Origin of the sequence: Pseudarthrobacter raffinosi (genome assembly GCF_023913835.1) — a bacterium.
Taxonomy (GTDB): domain Bacteria; phylum Actinomycetota; class Actinomycetes; order Actinomycetales; family Micrococcaceae; genus Arthrobacter; species Arthrobacter raffinosi.
The window spans coordinates 143,747-161,007 of the sequence record NZ_JAMXBG010000006.1 but is presented as its reverse complement, the minus strand read 5'-3'; the positions used below and the strand labels follow the sequence as shown (position 1 = coordinate 161,007).

At 65.8% G+C, this 17,261-nt stretch carries 19 protein-coding genes; 12 read left to right on the top strand and 7 right to left on the bottom strand.

The features are described 5' to 3' along the window. The first annotated feature begins 195 nt into the window (after positions 1-195). The 4 genes from NG697_RS08170 (at position 196) to NG697_RS08155 (ending at position 3,694) form a co-directional block, all read left to right on the top strand. Entirely contained in the window at positions 196-1,485 is a 1,290-nt protein-coding gene (locus tag NG697_RS08170) for an adenylosuccinate synthase (protein WP_056348633.1), read from the top strand. A gap of 255 nt (positions 1,486-1,740) precedes the next feature. Further along, entirely contained in the window at positions 1,741-2,082 is a 342-nt protein-coding gene (locus NG697_RS08165) for a YegP family protein (protein ID WP_252610083.1), read from the top strand. Between the two features lie 281 nt (positions 2,083-2,363). Further along, the gene (locus tag NG697_RS08160; RefSeq protein ID WP_252602176.1) at positions 2,364-2,915 is read left to right on the top strand and encodes an RNA polymerase sigma factor; all 552 of its coding nucleotides are present in this window, start codon (positions 2,364-2,366) and stop codon (positions 2,913-2,915) included. Beyond that, entirely contained in the window at positions 2,912-3,694 is a 783-nt protein-coding gene (locus NG697_RS08155; protein ID WP_252613982.1) for a hypothetical protein, read from the top strand. Before NG697_RS08160 ends, NG697_RS08155 begins: the two co-directional genes overlap by 4 nt. Positions 3,695-3,741: 47 nt before the next feature. Here the strand turns inward: NG697_RS08155 and NG697_RS08150 are convergent, their stop codons facing one another. Genes NG697_RS08150 through acs form a run of 4 tightly spaced genes read right to left on the bottom strand, consistent with a single transcriptional unit; the run spans position 3,742 to position 8,991 of the window. Further along, entirely contained in the window at positions 3,742-4,236 is a 495-nt protein-coding gene (locus tag NG697_RS08150; protein WP_252602180.1) for a CoA-binding protein, read from the bottom strand. Beyond that, on the bottom strand, positions 4,233-5,588 hold the full coding sequence (locus tag NG697_RS08145) for an O-acetylhomoserine aminocarboxypropyltransferase/cysteine synthase family protein (RefSeq protein WP_252602182.1): 1,356 nt from the start codon (positions 5,586-5,588) through the stop codon (positions 4,233-4,235). Before NG697_RS08145 ends, NG697_RS08150 begins: the two co-directional genes overlap by 4 nt. Next, positions 5,588-6,778 carry a dimethylsulfone monooxygenase SfnG gene (gene sfnG, locus NG697_RS08140; protein ID WP_252613980.1) on the bottom strand — a complete coding sequence of 397 codons (1,191 nt, stop codon included), beginning with the start codon at positions 6,776-6,778 and terminating at the stop codon, positions 5,588-5,590. The genes NG697_RS08145 and sfnG overlap by 1 nt, the downstream gene beginning before the upstream one ends. After that, entirely contained in the window at positions 6,775-8,991 is a 2,217-nt protein-coding gene (acs, locus tag NG697_RS08135) for an acetate--CoA ligase (protein ID WP_252613976.1), read from the bottom strand. The genes sfnG and acs overlap by 4 nt, the downstream gene beginning before the upstream one ends. Before the next feature lie 273 nt (positions 8,992-9,264). Between acs and NG697_RS08130 the strand changes: the two genes are divergently transcribed. Then, on the top strand, positions 9,265-9,690 hold the full coding sequence (locus tag NG697_RS08130; RefSeq protein ID WP_252602191.1) for a CoA-binding protein: 426 nt from the start codon (positions 9,265-9,267) through the stop codon (positions 9,688-9,690). Here the strand turns inward: NG697_RS08130 and NG697_RS08125 are convergent, their stop codons facing one another. Continuing rightward, positions 9,691-10,719, bottom strand: coding sequence for an isopenicillin N synthase family dioxygenase (locus NG697_RS08125; RefSeq protein ID WP_252613975.1), 1,029 nt, complete (start codon positions 10,717-10,719; stop codon positions 9,691-9,693). 45 nt (positions 10,720-10,764) lie between these two features. Here NG697_RS08125 and NG697_RS08120 point away from each other — a divergent pair, with 45 nt between their 5' ends. The 7 genes from NG697_RS08120 to NG697_RS08090 all read left to right on the top strand — a co-directional run bounded on the left by NG697_RS08120 (position 10,765) and on the right by NG697_RS08090 (position 14,089). After that, positions 10,765-11,181: an MmcQ/YjbR family DNA-binding protein gene (locus NG697_RS08120; protein WP_252602197.1), complete on the top strand. Its 417-nt coding sequence runs from the start codon at positions 10,765-10,767 to the stop codon at positions 11,179-11,181. Next, the gene (locus tag NG697_RS08115) at positions 11,142-11,726 is read left to right on the top strand and encodes a DUF1990 domain-containing protein (RefSeq protein ID WP_252613974.1); all 585 of its coding nucleotides are present in this window, start codon (positions 11,142-11,144) and stop codon (positions 11,724-11,726) included. Before NG697_RS08120 ends, NG697_RS08115 begins: the two co-directional genes overlap by 40 nt. Positions 11,727-11,740: 14 nt before the next feature. Then, a complete protein-coding gene (locus NG697_RS08110; protein ID WP_252610107.1) occupies positions 11,741-12,367 on the top strand; it encodes a hypothetical protein in 627 nt (208 codons plus the stop codon). Between the two features lie 36 nt (positions 12,368-12,403). Beyond that, positions 12,404-12,721, top strand: a complete 318-nt coding sequence (locus NG697_RS08105) for a putative quinol monooxygenase (protein WP_252602205.1) — start codon at positions 12,404-12,406, stop codon at positions 12,719-12,721. Positions 12,722-12,743: 22 nt separating this feature from the next. Continuing rightward, complete coding sequence (locus NG697_RS08100; protein WP_248762970.1) at positions 12,744-13,037, top strand: DUF503 domain-containing protein; 294 nt, start codon at positions 12,744-12,746, stop codon at positions 13,035-13,037. Between the two features lie 112 nt (positions 13,038-13,149). Further along, a complete protein-coding gene (locus tag NG697_RS08095) occupies positions 13,150-13,758 on the top strand; it encodes a type IV toxin-antitoxin system AbiEi family antitoxin (RefSeq protein ID WP_252613972.1) in 609 nt (202 codons plus the stop codon). Continuing rightward, a complete protein-coding gene (locus NG697_RS08090) occupies positions 13,748-14,089 on the top strand; it encodes a putative endonuclease domain-containing protein (protein ID WP_252613971.1) in 342 nt (113 codons plus the stop codon). Before NG697_RS08095 ends, NG697_RS08090 begins: the two co-directional genes overlap by 11 nt. A 70-nt stretch (positions 14,090-14,159) precedes the next feature. Here NG697_RS08090 and purL read toward each other — a convergent pair whose 3' ends face one another. After that, positions 14,160-16,490 (bottom strand): phosphoribosylformylglycinamidine synthase subunit PurL, encoded by a 2,331-nt coding sequence (gene purL, locus NG697_RS08085; protein WP_252613969.1) that lies wholly within the window; start codon positions 16,488-16,490, stop codon positions 14,160-14,162. Further along, a complete protein-coding gene (gene purQ, locus NG697_RS08080; RefSeq protein WP_252610117.1) occupies positions 16,487-17,260 on the bottom strand; it encodes a phosphoribosylformylglycinamidine synthase subunit PurQ in 774 nt (257 codons plus the stop codon). The genes purL and purQ overlap by 4 nt, the downstream gene beginning before the upstream one ends. Position 17,261: the final 1 nt, after the last annotated feature.

The window sequence follows — 17,261 nt, the reverse complement described above, 5'->3', positions numbered from 1 at the left end:
CGGGCACCCTATTGAGTGGACAAAGTCCGTGATCGGCTAAACTTGGGTGGTAAGAGCCCCGGACTCTTGCGTGGTTGGCCGCCGTAGCGGTCCGGCCAGGCTATGGCCTTCGGGGCATTCTCATGAACGGCGCTACGCAGGCCTGCCATTTCGGTGGACGGACCTGTGCGGCCCGAACGAATGGGGGAGGATCCCATGCCAGCAATCGTGATCGTAGGAGCCCAGTGGGGCGACGAAGGAAAAGGCAAGGCCACCGATCTTCTGGGCGGCCGCGTTGACTACGTCGTAAAGCCCAACGGCGGCAACAATGCCGGGCACACCGTCGTCGTAGGCGGTGAGAAGTATGAGCTCAAACTCCTTCCGGCCGGCATTTTGAGCCCCAACGCGATTCCGATCATCGGCAACGGCTGTGTGGTGAACCTCGAGGCCCTGTTCCAGGAGATCGAAGGCCTGCAGGCCCGTGGCGCGGACACGTCCAAGCTGCGCATCTCCGCCAACGCGCACCTCGTGGCGCCCTACCACCAGGTCCTGGACAAGGTCACCGAGCGTTTCCTCGGCAGCCGCGCCATCGGCACCACCGGCCGCGGCATCGGCCCCGCCTACATGGACAAGGTGGCCCGCCTGGGCATCCGCGTCCAAGACGTCTTCGACGAGTCCATCCTCCGCCAGAAGGTGGAAGGATCCCTGCGCCAGAAGAACGAACTCCTGGTCAAGGTCTACAACCGCCGCGACATTGTGGTGGACGAGATCGTGGACTACTTCCTGGCTTTCGCCGAGCGCCTGCGCCCGCTGGTCATCGACAGCACACTGGTCCTCAACAACGCCCTGGACGAGGGCAAGGTTGTGCTTATGGAAGGCGGCCAGGCCACCTTCCTGGACGTGGACCACGGCACCTACCCGTTCGTGACCTCCTCCAACCCGACCGCCGGCGGCGCGTCCGTTGGCTCGGGCATCGGCCCCACCCGGATCTCCCGCTCCATCGGCATCATCAAGGCCTACACCACCCGTGTTGGCGCCGGACCGTTCCCCACCGAACTGTTCGACGAGATGGGCATGTACCTGCAGAAGACCGGTGGCGAGTTCGGCGTAAACACCGGCCGCCCGCGCCGCTGCGGCTGGTACGACGCCGTCCTGGCCCGCCACGCTTCCCGCGTGAACGGCTTCACGGACTACTTCGTCACCAAGCTGGACGTCCTCACCGGCATCGAGCAGATCCCGGTCTGCGTTGCCTATGACGTTGACGGTGTCCGGCACGACGAAATGCCCATGACGCAGACCGAGTTCCACCACGCAGTGCCCATCTTCGAGTACTTCGACGGCTGGACCGAGGACATCACCGGTGCCCGCACCCTGGAGGATCTCCCCGAGAACGCCCGCAACTACGTGCTGGCCCTCGAAAAGCTCTCCGGCACGCGCTTCTCCGCGATCGGCGTCGGCCCGGACCGTGACCAGACCATCGTGGTCCACGATCTGATCAACGACTGACAGCCTGTAAAGCACGACGACGGCGGGTCACCTGAAAGGGTGGCCCGCCTTTGTCGTCACTTGGGGGAATTTACACAGGCTTAACGCAGCCGGTCTTGTGAGGCTGTAGACGGGCCGGACAGACTCTTAAGCACACCCTGAACTGATCAGTTGATCATTCGACCAGACCCGCAGGTGCCGGACGCAGAGATGCTTCCGGGACCGCCCGTGGCGACGATGCCGCCCGGACGGGACCCCAGACCGGAAGGATTTATCATGGCCGGGAAGTTTGAAGTTTTCTTGGATTCGGATTCACATTTCAGGTTCCGCCTCACGGCGCCGGATGGCACGGTGATGGCTGTGTCCGGGGCTTTTGAGGACAAAGCCGCAGTGGTTGCCGGTATCGCCGCCGTCCGCGAATGCGCCGGGACAGGGCTGGTCACCGATCTCTGCCCCGCCGCCAAAGTTTCGCGGACCGCCCCCGCCCCCACGTCCGTGGTGGTCCCCGCCCAACTCCAGCCGAACTGCGGGGACCAACGCGTCCCCGCCACCAGGGCGCACACTTTTGTTATGGCCAAGGCACCGCGCCTGGGGGTGGCCGCCCCGCGCTGGATTTGAGGCGCGCTGGGCCTGAGCTGGGCTGGGCCCGAACGCGCTGGACGTAGCCAGCCCTGCCCGACGTTACGCTCCCGGAAGGTTTTTTGTCCGACGGCGTAACCCCTGCGGTGCGAAGAGCGATTACCCCTATGAAGCGCCGGCCTGGAACTTGTCCCCCATCATGTTCCAGGCCGGCTCTTTTGTTACTGGAAGGTAAGGTTGGCTGGCGAGGGCATTCCGCGTGCGACGTGCGGGCCCCAAGCTGAGCAAGCCCAGTCCCCTCCACCGAAGGCCCTGTGTCCGTGACCGATGCACTGACAGACGACGTTCTGCGTGCGCGCGCCCGCGATCCGGAGCTCTTCAGTATCGTGTACCGAACGTACGCGCCACAGGTCCTGGGCTACCTCACAGCCCGCGGGGTAGAAGATCCGGAGGCGGTTATGCAGGAAGTCTTCATCGCCGTCCTGCCACGGCTGCAGAAGGTTACCGGCGGCGTGGCCGGGCTGCGCACGTTTGTCTTCTCCGTGGCGCACGCCAGGATGGTGGACGATCACCGGAGACAGCAGCGCACCCCCAGTAAACTCCCGTTCGAACCCGACCTCGACGGACGCGAGGAGTCCTCGGCCGAGACTGAAGTGCTGCACCGGATCTCGCCGCAGGAAGTGGCCGATCTCCTCAAAGAATTGCCGGATGAACAGCGGGAAGTGCTGTCGTTACGCCTCGTCGCGGGCCTCACGGTGGACCAGGTGGCCGCTGTGATGGGCAAGAGTGCCGGCGCCGTCAAACAGCTCCAGCGCCGTGCATTGATCCGGCTGCGCGAGCAGTCCGCAGTGAAGGAGTACGTGGCGCCATGACCTCCAATGCCAGCTCCCTGATCGGTACTGTGGACGAAATGCTCCTTGACGCCGGTGGAACCGATTCCGCCGGGCTTCGAAAAACCCTGCTCGCGCTGGGCTCCCTCGCCTCCCTGCCGGTCCCCGAACCCGGCCCCGAACTGGCCGCACTCTTGTCTGGCCAGACCCACCAGCTCGCCCGGCACCGGCTCCTCCGGAAGCACCGGACCACTGTTGTGAGCCTTGCCGTCATCGCGGGGATGGGGCTGGGCGTCACCGGGGTGGCCGCCACCGGCACATCTCCGGACGCGCAGGCCAGCAGTTCCATCCAGAAGTTGTTGCAGGACTGGGCTCCCGGCTGGTCCATCGCAGGGACTCCCGCCGCCAGCGGGACCGCCGCAAATCGGACAGAGGCGCAGTTGCCCGCGGAGCCGGCAACCCGCGACGACGCAGCGCCGGCACAGCCGGAAAATGTTGAACGGGAAACTGCCCCGCCGGCGAACGGTCCGGAAAACGCAGGCCAGAACCGGGGCGCGGAGCCGGCCGGCCGCGGAAACGGTACGCCGTCCGGCAAGTCAAGGACGGACGACGGCGGCGTGCCGGGGAACGCTGCGAGCGTCACCCGTGACGCCGCTGCCGAACTCGACAAGGCCGGAAAGCTGGTTGCCGGTACCCTGGCCGAAGCCGGAACAGCGGCAGAGTCCCCGACGTCGGCCATGGTACCCCCGGCACTGACAGAAAAAACCGGGGCCGGCAAGGCCGGACCCGGTTCAATCTGGCTGAAGAAGTTCAGCCGTTAATCAGGTTTGCTTCAGGGAACGCCTGTCCGCCAGGAAGAGCATCTCCGTCAGGAAAGCAGCTGCCGCTTGGAGGAGATCACGCCGGTGTCGAAGCCGGCCAGGTGCAGCCCGCCGTGGAACCGGGCATGCTCGATCTTCACGCAGCGGTCCATCACCACGTTGAGCCCGGCGGCTTCCGCGTCCGTGGCCACGTCCTCATGCCAGGAGCCGAGCTGCAGCCAGAGGGTTTTGGCGCCCGCCGCGACGGCTTCGTCCAGGACGCCCGGGAGGTCACCGTGCTTGCGGAACACATCCACGATGTCCGGGCTTTCGGGAAGATCGGCCAGTGAGGCGTACGTCGGTTCACCAAGGATCTCCTTGACCACGGGGTTCACGAAGTACACCTTGTACCGCGTGGACGATTGCAGGTAGGTTGCCACAAAATAGCTCGCCCGGGACGGCTTGTCCGAGGCGCCCACGATCGCAATCGAGGTGGCTGCGCGCAGCAGGTTCAGGCGCTCCGGAGCGGAAGGTCCGGTCCAGGTACGTTCGCCGGTTCTCATACGTTCGCTCCAACCGTGCAGGAATCCGCTTCGGCGGTTGAGCTCGCCTCGGTGGTTGAGCCCGTCGAAACCGAGGCCGCGTCCAGTGCCTGGTCCAGGTCCCACAGGATGTCGTCGATGTCCTCCAGGCCCACGGAAATGCGGACCAGGTCCTCGGGAACGCCCGCCGATTCCAGTTGGACCGGGCTCAGCTGCTGGTGCGTGGTGGAACCCGGGTGGATCACCAGGGTGCGGGAATCGCCTACATTGGCCAGGTGTGAGGCCAGCTGTAGGGATTCGATGAACTTCTGCCCGGCCGTGCGGCCGCCCTTCACGCCGAAGGAGAAGACAGAGCCGGGGCCCAGGGGCAGGTACTTCTTCGCGCGCTCAAAATGCGGGTGCGAGGGAAGCCCGGAGAAGTTGACGTAGGCCACGCGGGGATCGGCCTCGAGCCATTCGGCCACTGCCTGGGCGTTCTTGAGGTGCTCATCCAGGCGCTGCGGCAGGGTTTCCACGCCCTGCAGCAGCTGGAACGCCGAGAGCGGGGAAAGTGCCGGGCCGATGTCGCGGAGCTGTTCGCAGCGCAGCTTGGTGAGGAAGCCGTATTCGCCGAAGTTGCCCCACCAGGAGACATTTCCGTAGGACGCCACCGGCTCGGTCATGGTGGGGAACTTGCCGTTGCCCCAATCAAACCGGCCGCTCTCCACGATCACGCCGCCCAGCGTGGTGCCGTGCCCGCCGAGGAACTTCGTGGCGGAGTGGATCACGATGTCGGCACCGTGTTCGATCGGGCGCACCAGGTACGGCGTGCTCAAGGTGGCGTCGACCACGAGGGGGACGCCGGCGTCGTGCGCTACCTTCGCGAGGGCCGCCAGGTCCTGGACTTCCGACGACGGGTTGGCCACCACCTCGACGAAGATCGCCTTCGTGTTCTCCTGGACCGCCGCGGCATAGTCCGCGGGGTCGGTGCCGGGAACGAAGGTGGTGTCCACGCCGAAGCGGCGGAGGGTCACGTCCAGCTGGGTGACGGTGCCGCCGTACAGCTGGGATGCCGCCACGATGTGGTCGCCTGACTGCGTCAGCGCGGCGAAGGTGATGAACTCCGCGGCCATGCCCGACGACGTTGCCACCGCTCCGATGCCGCCCTCAAGCGAGGCGATGCGCTCTTCGAACGCTGCCACGGTGGGGTTGCCGATGCGGGAGTAGATATTGCCGTACTTCTGCAGGGCGAAGAGGTTGGCGGCGTCCTGGGTGTCCTTGAACACGAAGGACGTGGTCTGGTAGATGGGCACCGCACGGGCGCCGTGCTCGGCGTCGGGAGTGCCGCCGGCGTGCAGCGCGCGGGTGCGGAAACCGAACTTGCGGTCAGCCATCAGACAGCCACCGACTCGGCTACAGGTGTGTTGGAGAGATCGAGCTCGGTGCCGTGTTTGCGGGCCAGGTCGGCTTCGAGTTCGCGGACGATCGGCAGGATGTCCTGGCCGAAGGCGGCGACTTCCTCCTGGAAGTGCAGGTAGCCGGTGAGGAAGAGGTTCACGCCGATCTTCTTGTAAGCCACGATCCGTTCGGCGATCTGCTCCGGGGTGCCGATCAGCTGGGTCTTGAAGCCGTCGTTGAACTGGACCAGGTCCTCGAAGCTGGAGTCGGCCCACATGCCCTTGCCGTCCTTGGTGGACGCGCCGGCTTCCTGCACGGCGTCGCGGAAGCCCTGGACTGCCGGCTTGTGTGCCTTCTCAACGATTTCGCGCAGCGTATCGCGGGCTTCCTTCTCGGAATCACGGGCGATCACAAAGCCGTTGAGGCCGAACCGGGGAGCGGCCAGGGCGCCGTCGGTGCCGCGCTTCGTCTCACCTGAAGCGGCCACCACGCCGGCGATGTTCTCCTTGAAGCCTTCCAGGTCCTTGCCGTTGGAGAAGTACCAGTCAGCCACGCGGCCCGCGGTGGCCTGGGCCGCCGTCGAGTTGCCGCCGAAGAAGACCTCGGGGTGGGCGCGGCCGGGAACGTCGACGGGGGCCGGATTCAGGGTGAAGTCCGTGATGTTGTAGTACTTGCCGGCCTGGCTGTACTCCTGCTCGGTCCACAGTCCGCGCAGCACCTTGATGAATTCCTCGGTGCGGACGTAGCGTTCGTCGTGCTCCAGCCAGTCGAGGCCGAAGTTGGTGAATTCGTTCTTGAGCCAGCCGGAGACGATGTTGACGGCGGCGCGGCCGTTGGAGATGTGGTCCGCGGTGATGATGTATTTGGCCAGCACACCGGGGTGCCACATGCCCGGGTGGACGGCGGCGATGACCTTGAGGCGCTCTGTGGCGGCGAGCAGGGCCAGGGAGAAGGACGTGGCCTCGTGCTGCTTGTCGGCTCCGTAGGAGGCGGCGTATCGGGTCTGCGTCAGGGCGTATTCGAAACCGGAGTTCTCGGCGATCTGCGCGAGCTTCTTGTTGTAGTCAAAGTCCCAGCCGGTGCGCTGTTCGATGGTGGAGACCACCAGGCCGCCGGAAACGTTCGGCACCCAGTACGCAAACTTGAGCGGCTCTGAAAGGCGGGCAACGTTGCTGATGTCTGTCATGAGTTTTCCTTTACTAGGGCCCGCTCGCGCAGGACGTCCTGGATTCCGGCGATCGCCGGTTCGTTTTGGAGGGAGGTGGTGTCGCCCAGGGCGGTCCCCTCGAATAGTTGGGTGAGCAGCCGGCGCATGATCTTGCCGCTGCGCGTCTTCGGTACGTCAGGAACGACGACGACGTCGCGCGGCTTCGCGATCGGGCCGGTCGCCTTCGCAACGTGGTTGCGGAGCTCCTCGGTGGTTGAGCTTGTCGAAACCCCGCGCTTTAGTACGACGAAGGCGACAATCGCGTGCCCGGTCTTGGGATCGGCCACCGGACAGACGCCGGCCTCCACCACGTCCGGGTGGGACACCAGCGCCGACTCGATCTCGATGGTGGACAGCAGGTGGCCGGAGACGTTCAGCGTGTCGTCCACGCGGCCCAGGATCCAGATGTCGCCGTCGGCGTCGTACTTCGCGCCGTCGCCGGCGAGGAACCAGCCCTGCTCCACATACTGGCTCCAGTAGGAGTCGTAGTAGCGGCGGGGGTTGCCCCAGACGGTGCGCGCAATGGCGGGCCCGGGCGTGTCAACCACAATGAAACCCTGGACGCCTGGCGGCACCGTATTGCCGGCGTCGTCCACGATCCTGGTACTGACGCCCGGCAGCGGGCGGGCCGCGCAGCCGGGCTTGAACTCGGTATCCGTGGGGGCGGGGGAGAGGATGGTGGCGCCGGTTTCGGACTGCCACCACGTGTCCACCACGGGTGCGGTGCCGGCGCCGACATTCTGGCGCAGCCAGCGCCAGGCCTCGGGATTCACGGCTTCGCCCACGGTCCCGAGCATCCGGATGGAGGAGAGGTCGTAGCTGTCCGGCACGCCGTCCGGGAACCAGCCCATGAGGGAGCGGACCAGGGTGGGCGCGGTGTAGTACTGCGTGACGCCGTAGCGTTCGATGATTTCGAAGTGGCGGCCCGGGTGCGGGGTGTTGGGGGTGCCCTCGAAGATCACCTGGGTGGCGCCGTTGGAGAGCGGGCCGTAGATCTCGTAGGTGTGCGCCGTTACCCAGGCGAGGTCCGCGGTGCACCAGTGCACATCCTGGTCGCGGAGTGCGGGGTCCGGGTTGCTGAAGAGGTGTTCGAAGCTCCAGGACGCCTGGGTCAGGTAGCCGCCGGAGGTGTGGACCAGGCCCTTGGGCTTGCCGGTGGTCCCGGAGGTGTACATGATGAACAGCGGCGTTTCGGCGTCGAACGCCTCCGGTTCGTGGACTTCCGCGGCGCTCCCGACGGCGTCATGCCACCACACGTCGCGGCCTTCAATCATGGGGACGGCGGCCAGGTCCTCCGGCGCCGTGGTGCGGTTGATGACCAGCACGTGTTCGATGGCGTTGTCCCCGGCGACGGCGGCATCCGCGTTGTCCTTGACGGGCACGGCGACACCGCGGCGGAACTGGCCGTCCGTGGTCACCAGGAGCTTGGCGCCCGTGTCCTCGACGCGGAACTTCAGGGCTTCGGCGGAGAAGCCGCCGAAAACGAGCGAGTGGATGGCGCCGATGCGGGCCACGGCGAGGGTGATGATGACGGTCTCGGGGATCACCGGCAGGTAGATGACCACGCGGTCACCCTTGGTGATGCCCAGGGCCAGCAGGGCGTTGGCGGCCTTGGAGACTTCGCGCTGCAGTTCCGCGTACGTGATGGCTCGGCGGTCCCCGGGCTCCCCTTCGAAGTGGAGGGCCACCTTGTCGCCGCGGCCATTGGCTACGTGGCGGTCCACGCAGTTGTAGGCGACGTTGAGCTTGCCGCCCTCAAACCAGGTGATCTCCGGGCCTTTGCCGGCTGCGGGGTCGGCCGGGACGCGGCGGTGGGCCGTGTGCCACGGCTTGCCTGTGATTCCTTCGGGCTGCGCCCAGTCCAGGCGGAGGGCCTGCTGTTCCCAAAATGCCACATTGTCCGGCTGGGCTTCGCCGCGTGTTTCTTCGTGCTCCGCCGTGTGCTGAGTGGTGATGGTGCTGCTGTGGCGCGCCGGCCCTCCCGACGGTGCGCCGTGCACTGCGACGTCGTTGGGCTCGGTCGAGGACCATCCCGATGAGCTGCTGGAAGGGCCGGGCGCGTCACGCAGCCCTGCTTCGACCGCCGTCGCGTTCGAAGTGGATTGGGGAGAGCCCAGTGTGGCGGCCGCTGCTGCGGCGCTGACGGGACTCGGGGTGGATAAAGGCGTGGCAGAGGATACTTCTGATGTCATAGATGTGCTCCATCGATCCTGGCGGTAGCACCCTTCGCTGTGTGCCGAGGATGGTCGCCTCAACGGGTACAGCGTTTGGTCAGGGATGCTGCGGCTTCATCGATCCAGGTCTCTCGGCCGCTCGGGATGGTCACTACCACTACAGCCGAACCGCATGCCTTGCGCCAAATCATGGTCTGTGGGACGTAATATTCGCTCACGCGAGTATTGACGCCAGCTATTCATTCAAATATTCGATCAGGGGCCGCTCAGGGGACGATGTACGCTTGCATCATGGTCCACGTCAACGATCCTGCCGTTATTGAGCGCCTGATGCGAAACAAAGGGCGGTGGGCCATCGTGGGCCTGACCACCAACGAGTGGCGTGCCGCCTACGACACCTCGCTGTTTATCCGCGACCGGCTCGGGATGGACATCATCCCCGTCAACCTTCCCGGCGATGCCGTCCACGGCGAAACCGGGTACCGTACCCTGGGTGAAATTCCCTCCGAAAAGCAACCCCTCGACGTCGTCGACTGCTTTGTGAACTCACAGAAGGTCGGTGCGGTGGTGGACCAGGCAATTGCCGTGGGCGCCAAAGCCGTGTGGCTGCAGCTGGGTGTTATCGACGAAGCGGCAGTGGACCGTGCCAAGGCCGCCGGCCTGGACGTGGTGATGGACGTTTGCCCCGCGCAGCAGGCGTGGAAGTACAACCTCTGATCAGCGCTGCATCAGCTCCGGGTAGTGGCGTTCGGTCACATCGGGATGGGCGCGCATGCGGCCCTTGAGCATGTTCAGGCCAAAGGACGCAAGCATCGGGTTGGACGGATCGTCGGAGATGCCGCGTGCCTGGGCTTTGAGCTCCGGAGGCAGCGGCACCGGATCGATGACAGCGTCCAGCCGCGGCGACCAGAAGAACGGGACTGAGTAGCGGTCCACGCCCGGTGGCGGCGCCTTGACCCGGTGGATCGTGGCGGCAAGGAATCCTTCCGTGGCCACCTCCAGCATTTCGCCCAGGTTCACCACGAGTGCCCCGGGAACAGGCTCAACCGGCGCCCATTCAGTTGTCCCGGGCGGCAGCACTTCGAGGCCGCCCACCTCGTCCTGGAGGAGGAGGGTGACAAAACCGTAGTCAGCGTGGGAGCCCACGCCCTGGTTCCCGGCCGCCTCCACCACACCGCCGACGTAATGCACCAGCTTGCCCATCCACGCGGGTTCGTTGCCGAAGGGCTCGTCGAAGTGGTCCTCCGGCAGTCCCAGGGAAACCGAGATGCCCCGCAGCAGCTCCATGCCCACACTGGACATCAGGTCGGCCCAGGCCATGGCCGCCGGCTTGAGCTCCGGCAACGCCTCATCGGGCCACATGTTGTGCCCTTGGAGAAGCCAGTACGGCTGGTCGGCCGGATAGTTGTGGACGGGCTCGCGCTCGGGGGAGTAGTCGATCTGCTCGCGGGCGTCGGCCCGTCCCTGCGTGACTTCGGTGCCCATCCGGGTGTAGCCGCGGAAGTGCGGGGAAATCCTGTTGTCCAGCTTCATCCGCTCCTCGAGGGGCAGTTCGAAGAAGCGTTTGATGAGGGCCAGCAGCTCGTCGGCCTGGCCGGGGGCGGCGCCGTAACCGGTGATTTGGAAGAAGCCCACGTTGTGGGCGGCGTCCCGCAGCTGGTCAATGAATTCGGGGCTGAAGGAGCCGTACGGCTGGCGTGCGGCGCTCATGTCCAGAACGGGAATGGTGGCCTGATCGGGTGACATCTTCGCAGACTAGCACCGCCGGGAAGGGCTTTGTAGGCTCGGTCCATGGACGCAGCCCAACTCAAGGCAATATGCCTGTCATTTCCCGGTGCCTTCGAGGATTTTCCCTTCGGCCCGGAGACCTCCGTGTTCAAGGTCCGGGCTGCCGTGGCAGGTGGCGCGCGGCATGAAGCCAAGATGTTTGCCGCGTCCGCCATGAACCCCGACGACTGGTCCGTGAGCCTGAAATGTGAACCCGCCCTGGCTGAGCAGCTGCGGGCCGCCCACCCTGAAATCACCGGCGCGTGGCACATGAACAAGACGCACTGGAACGGCGTGCGGCTGGATGGAAACCTGCCTGATGCCATGGTCCGGGACATGGTGGAGGATTCCTACGACCTGGTGGTGGTCTCCCTGAGCCGCAAGCAGCAGGAGCAGCTGGGGTGGGCGCGGCTGTCCGGGTCTTCGGGCGGGCCCCGTTGACGGGGAAGCGCCTGGCTCCCGGCGGCCTCAACTATCCGGGCATCGGCTTCACCGAACACGGCCGGGCGCCGGAAGGTTACCCCTGCCTCGTATCGCGGGAGTACCTGGGCGATGGACCGGCGGTCTACCGACGGGTGGCGCACGGAATCCTTATATGGGAACTGCAGCGTCGGTCTGGACTGCGCGTCCGGACCGAGTCCGACGTCGTGATCTCCGGCGCACGCGTGGTGAGCGGGTTCGGTGTCGGGCCTTTCCGTATCAATGCCCCGTGCGAGGTGGTCTGGGTGCGGCGGCCGGTGCCGGGAGACGGCCCCCAGTCAGCGGGCTTCGGCTACGGCACGCTGCCCGGCCATCCTGAACGCGGCGAGGAAGCCTTCGAAGTTGAGATCGGCGCTGACGGGCTGGTGTTCCTGAAGATCACCGCCTTCAGCAGGCACGCGAACTGGTTCTACCAGGCGGGAGGCCTGCTGGCCCGGGCGGCGCAACGGCACATCACTTCGCGATACGTTGGAGGGGCACGCCAACTCGCCGCAGGTGAAAGCTGATCAGGAGAAGGTACATGCTGGACCAATCGACCCTTGACCGCCTATGGAATTTTGGGGATCCCGAGCTGTCCGAACAGCGCTTCCGGGACGCCCTTACTGACCCGACCTACGACACGTACGAAAAGGCCGAACTCGCCACGCAGCTTGGCCGGGCCATTGGCCTGCAGGGCCGCTACGAGGAGGCGGATGCCTTGCTGGACTCCGTGGACGGCGAGGAAGAACCCACCGTCGGCGTGCGGATCCTGCTGGAACGCGGACGCGTCCTGAACTCCAGCGGCCACGCCGCCATGGCCGTGCCCCTGTTCGAACAGGCAGCCGAGCTCGGCGACCACCTCGGCGAGGAGTTCCTCGCCGTCGACGCGCTGCACGTGCTGGCCCTGGCAGACTCCGCCCACGCTGAACTGTGGACCCGGAGCGCCCTCGAATACGCGTCCACCGCCCACGATCCGCACACACGGCGCTGGATGGTGGCGCTGCACAACAACCTCGGCTGGACTTTCCACGGCGCCGGCCGGTTTACCGAGGCGCTGGTGGAGTTCCAGCTGGCCGAACAGTGGGCGGAACGGGCAGGAACCCCGGCGCAGCAGCAGGCTGCACGTGAGGCCATCCAGGCCTGTGACCTTGCCCTGGCCGCAGGTTGAACAACCCATATACCCCTGCAACTGAAGGAATACCGCATGATCTTCATCGTCGTGAAATTCAAGGTCAAACCCGACTGGTCCGAGCGCTGGCTCGGCCTCGTGGACGCATTTACCCAAGCCACACGCGCGGAGCCCGGCAACCTCTGGTTCGACTGGTCCCGCAGTGTGGATGACCCCAACGAGTTTGTCCTGGTGGAAGCCTTCAAGGACGACGCCGCCGGGGACCACATCAGCAGCACACACTTCAAGCAGGCCATGGCGGACATGCCGCAGGCGCTGGCTGAGACGCCGCACATCATCAGCCGCCAGCTCGACGGCGACGGCTGGGACCGGATGGGCGAACTCACCATCTGACCCCGATCGATACGATTACTGTATGTGGATCGGCTGGATTGAATTCGACATCCTCCTGGGCGACGTCCAGAGCCTGAAGGAGAAACGCTCCGTCATCAGGCCGCTGCTGGCCGAGCTCAAGCGCCGCTTCGACGTGTCCGTCGCGGAGGTGGGGGACCACGACCAGTACCGGCGCTCGCAGGTGGGCGCCGGCCTGGTGGCAGCAGACCGGGCGCACCTGGTGGAGGTGCTCACCGCCGTCGAACGCTTTGTGGCCGCCCGGCCCGAGTTTGAACTGCTCAGCTCAAGGCAGCGGGAGCTCCGCAGCGACGACTGACCCCATCGATCGTAGGCGCCCTTTTGAGTGCCCAAAACGGCGCCTACGGAGCAATCGATGAAGGCTGTGGATAACTTCTGCAGCGCACACCGTATTCTGCTCTGATGAATCCATGAAGACCCAGCGCCCGCTGCCCGAGGAACTACAGGACCGCCCGTTCACAGTTGTCGAGGCGGTGCGCGCCGGAGTGTCGCACAAGCGGCTGCGACACCGGACACTGCATCGGCTCGGCAAGGGGATCCGGTCGGAAAGCCCGACGGCGGAGCTCCCCTTGACTGACAGGGTCCGGCCCTTCATCGAGGTCAATGAGCGATGCGCCGCGTCGCACCTCACCGCGGCGGAGATGCTTCTGCTGCCGCGACGTCAGCAGAAGGGGACTCCAGAGATGTTTCATGTCATCAGGCCTGAGGGATCGGCACACCTGAACAGGCCGCACGTCATTGTGCACCGCATGAAGCTTTACAGCGATGAGGTCGCCACAGTTGACGGGATTCCCGTGACCACTCCGGAGCGATCCTGGCTGGACATGGCGGAAATGCTCACGGTGGACGAGCTTGTGGCCATGGGGGACAGCTGTGTTCGCGTGCCGAGGGCGGCGTTTGAGGACAGGGACATGCCGCTGTGCAGTTTGGCTGATCTGCAGCGAATGATCGACAGGCACAAGAAAGCGCGGGCTACGCAGGGCCAAGGAAGCCATCAAACTCATCCGCGTGGGATCTGACTCGCCGCAGGAGACTCTGTTGAGGCTGGCCATTGTGAGGGCGGGGCTGCCGGAACCGGAGTTGAACGTGCCGATCATCGGCGACGACGGTATACGCCATCACGAGCCGGACCTGTCCTACCGCAAGTACCGGATCGGGATCGAGTACGAAGGTGAACAGCACGGTGAGGACGGGCAGATCGTCCGGGACATCACGCGTTCTGAAAAGTACCACACGCTGGGGTGGACTGAAGTCAGGATTTCCAAGCGGCACATGCTCAATGACGCCAAGCCTGCGGTCGCCAAGGTTCGTTCCGCCCTTGTCCAGGCGGGGTGGCGGCCCCGGCCTTAACGAACGATTGCTCCGGAACCGCCGTTATGAGGGTTCAAAAGGGCAGTTACGGAGCAATCGATGGAGGGTACTAGCCGAAGTACTTCGGCAGGGTCGCCTCGTGGGCTTCGCGGAGGGCGGCCAGGGACATGGTGTCCACGCCGTTGATCTCGAGGTTGCCGCTGGCTGCGTCCACCACGCCGATGCGGGTGTGGGCAAAGCCGCGGGCCGTGCACATGTCCTTGAACCGGACCTCTTCCGAGCGGGGCACGCCGACAACCGCGCGGCCCTGGGACTCGGAGAACAGCGCCGTGAACAGGTCCACGCCGTCGCGGTCCAGGACGTCCTGCAGGGCGATCCGGGCACCCACGCCGTAGCGCAGTGCGGATTCCACCAGGGCTGCCGCGAGGCCGCCTTCGGAGAGGTCGTGCGCGGAGTCCACCATGCCGTCGCGGGACGCGTTGATCAGGATTTCACCCAGCTCGCGTTCGGCGGCGAGGTCAACCTTGGGCGGCAGTCCACCGAGGTGACCACGCATGTTGGCCCACTCGGAACCGTCCAGTTCAGCCGCCGTCGTACCCAGCAGGTAGATGGCCTGGCCGTCCTCACGCCAGCCTGACGGCGTTCGGCGGGCAACGTCGTCGAGCTTGCCCAGCACTGCCACCACGGGGGAGGGGTGGATGGGCGTGGTGCCGGTCTGGTTGTACAGCGAGACGTTGCCGCCGGTGACCGGGATGCCCAGCACCATACAGGCATCGGACAGGCCGCGGATGGCCTCCGCGAGCTGCCACATGACGTCCGGGTCCTCGGGGGAGCCGAAGTTCAGGCAGTCGCTGACGGCCATCGGTACGGCGCCGGAGGTGGCCACGTTGCGGTAGGCCTCGGCCAGCGCCAGCTGTGCGCCGTGGTACGGATCGAGGTAGGTGTAGCGGCCGTTGGCGTCGGTGGCCAGGGCAACGCCCAGGCCGGTTTCCTCGTCGACGCGGACCACGCCGGCGTCGTCCGGGAACGCCAGGGCGGTGTTGCCGCCCACGTACCGGTCGTACTGGTTGGTGATCCAGTCCTTGCTGCACATGTTCGGCGAGGCCACGAGCTCGGTGACGGCGGCAGCCAGTTCCGCGGGGGCGGAGGGGCGGCCGGTGTCCTGGACGGAGCCGGTGAAGGAATCGGCCTGGACGGAGTCCTGCCATGAGGGGCGGGCGTACGGGCGGTCATACACGGGGCCGTCGTGGGCCACGGTGCGCGGGTCGACGTCCACGATGACTACGCCGTCCCAGGTGATGATCAGGCGGCCGGTGTCGGTGACCTCGCCGAGCCAGGAGTACTCCACGGCCCACTTGTCCATCACAGCTTCGAACGCGGCGATGTTCTCCGGGGTGACCACGGCCATCATGCGTTCCTGCGACTCGGACATCAGGATTTCGCCCGGGGTCAGCGTGGGGTCGCGCAGCAGGACGGAGGTCAGTTCAACTTCCATGCCGCCGTCGCCGTTGGAGGCGAGCTCGGACGTTGCGCAGGAGATGCCAGCGGCGCCGAGGTCCTGGATGCCCTCAACGAGGGAACCCTTGAAGAGCTCCAGGCAGCACTCGATCAGGACCTTCTCGGCGAAGGGGTCGCCCACCTGGACGGCGGGGCGCTTGGACGGCTTGGTGTCGTCGAAGGACTCGGAGGCCAGCACCGAGGCGCCACCGATGCCGTCGCCGCCGGTGCGTGCACCGAACAGGACCACCTTGTTGCCCTTGCCGGACGCGTTGGCGAGGCGGATGTCCTCGTGGCGCATCACGCCGACAGCCAGCGCGTTAACCAGCGGGTTGCCCTGGTAAACAGAATCGAAGACCATTTCGCCGCCGATGTTCGGCAGGCCCAGCGAGTTACCGTAGCCGCCGATGCCGGCAACGGCACCGTGCATAACGCGGGCGGTGTCCGGGTGGTCGATGGCGCCGAAACGCAGCGGGTCCATCACGGCAACCGGGCGGGCGCCCATGGAGATGATGTCACGGACAATGCCACCGATGCCGGTGGCAGCACCCTGGTAGGGCTCCACGAACGACGGCGAGTTGTGGGACTCGATCTTGAACGTCACGGCCCAGCCGTCGCCCAAGTTGGTGACGCCGGCGTTTTCGCCGATGCCCACCAGCATGTCCTTCTTCATCTCGTCGGTCACCTTTTCGCCGAACTGGCGCAGGTGGTTCTTCGACGACTTGTAGGAGCAGTGCTCGCTCCACATCACGGAGTACATGGCCAGCTCGGCGCCGGTGGGGCGGCGGCCCAGGACCTTCACTACTTCATTGAACTCGTTCTGCTTCAGGCCCAGTTCGGCCCACGGCAGGTCGGTGTCGGGCGTTTTGGCAGCGTTCTCGACAGTGTCGATATTGAACTTCTTGGTCTCGACAGGCTCGACCACCGAATTGATCTCGGTCATTTGTTGCCTCCCACAATCTTGTTCAGTACGGAGGTGAAGAAACCCAGGCCGTCGGTGTCGGACCCGCCGATCCCGTCCAGGGATTCGGGGCCGAAGCCAACTTCCACCGCGTGCTCGGGGTGCGGCATCAGGCCCACCACGTTGCCGGCGGCGTTGGAGATGCCGGCGATGTCGCGGCGCGAGCCGTTGGGGTTGAAGCCCACGTAGCGGAACACCACGCGGCCTTCAGCCTCGAGCGCGTCCAGGACCTTGTCGTCCGCGATGTACTGGCCGTCCTGGTTCTTCAGCGGAACCGTGATTTCCTGGCCGGCCGTGTAGTCGAGGGTCCAGGCGGTGTTGCTGTTTTCCACTCGCAGGACCTGGTCGCGGCACATGAACTTCAGGTGGTCGTTCTTGATCATGGAGCCGGGCAGCAGGTGCGACTCGGTCAGGATCTGGAAGCCGTTGCAGATGCCCAGCACGGGCAGCTTGGCATCGGAGTTGGCGGCGTCGATGATTTTGGACATCAGCGGCGCGAAGCGGGCAATGGCACCGGCGCGGAGGTAGTCGCCGTAGGAGAAACCGCCGGGGATCACGACGGCGTCCACGTCACCCAGGGTGGTGTCCGCGTGCCAGAGCGGCACTGCAGTGCCGCCGGCGAGCCGGACTGCACGGGCGGCGTCGCGGTCGTCAAGGGTGCCTGGGAACGTTACAACGCCGATCCGGGCACCGGCGAGCCGGGGCTCGGCGGCGACGGCGATTGCCTCGCCGATCAAGGGAAGTTCAGTCATC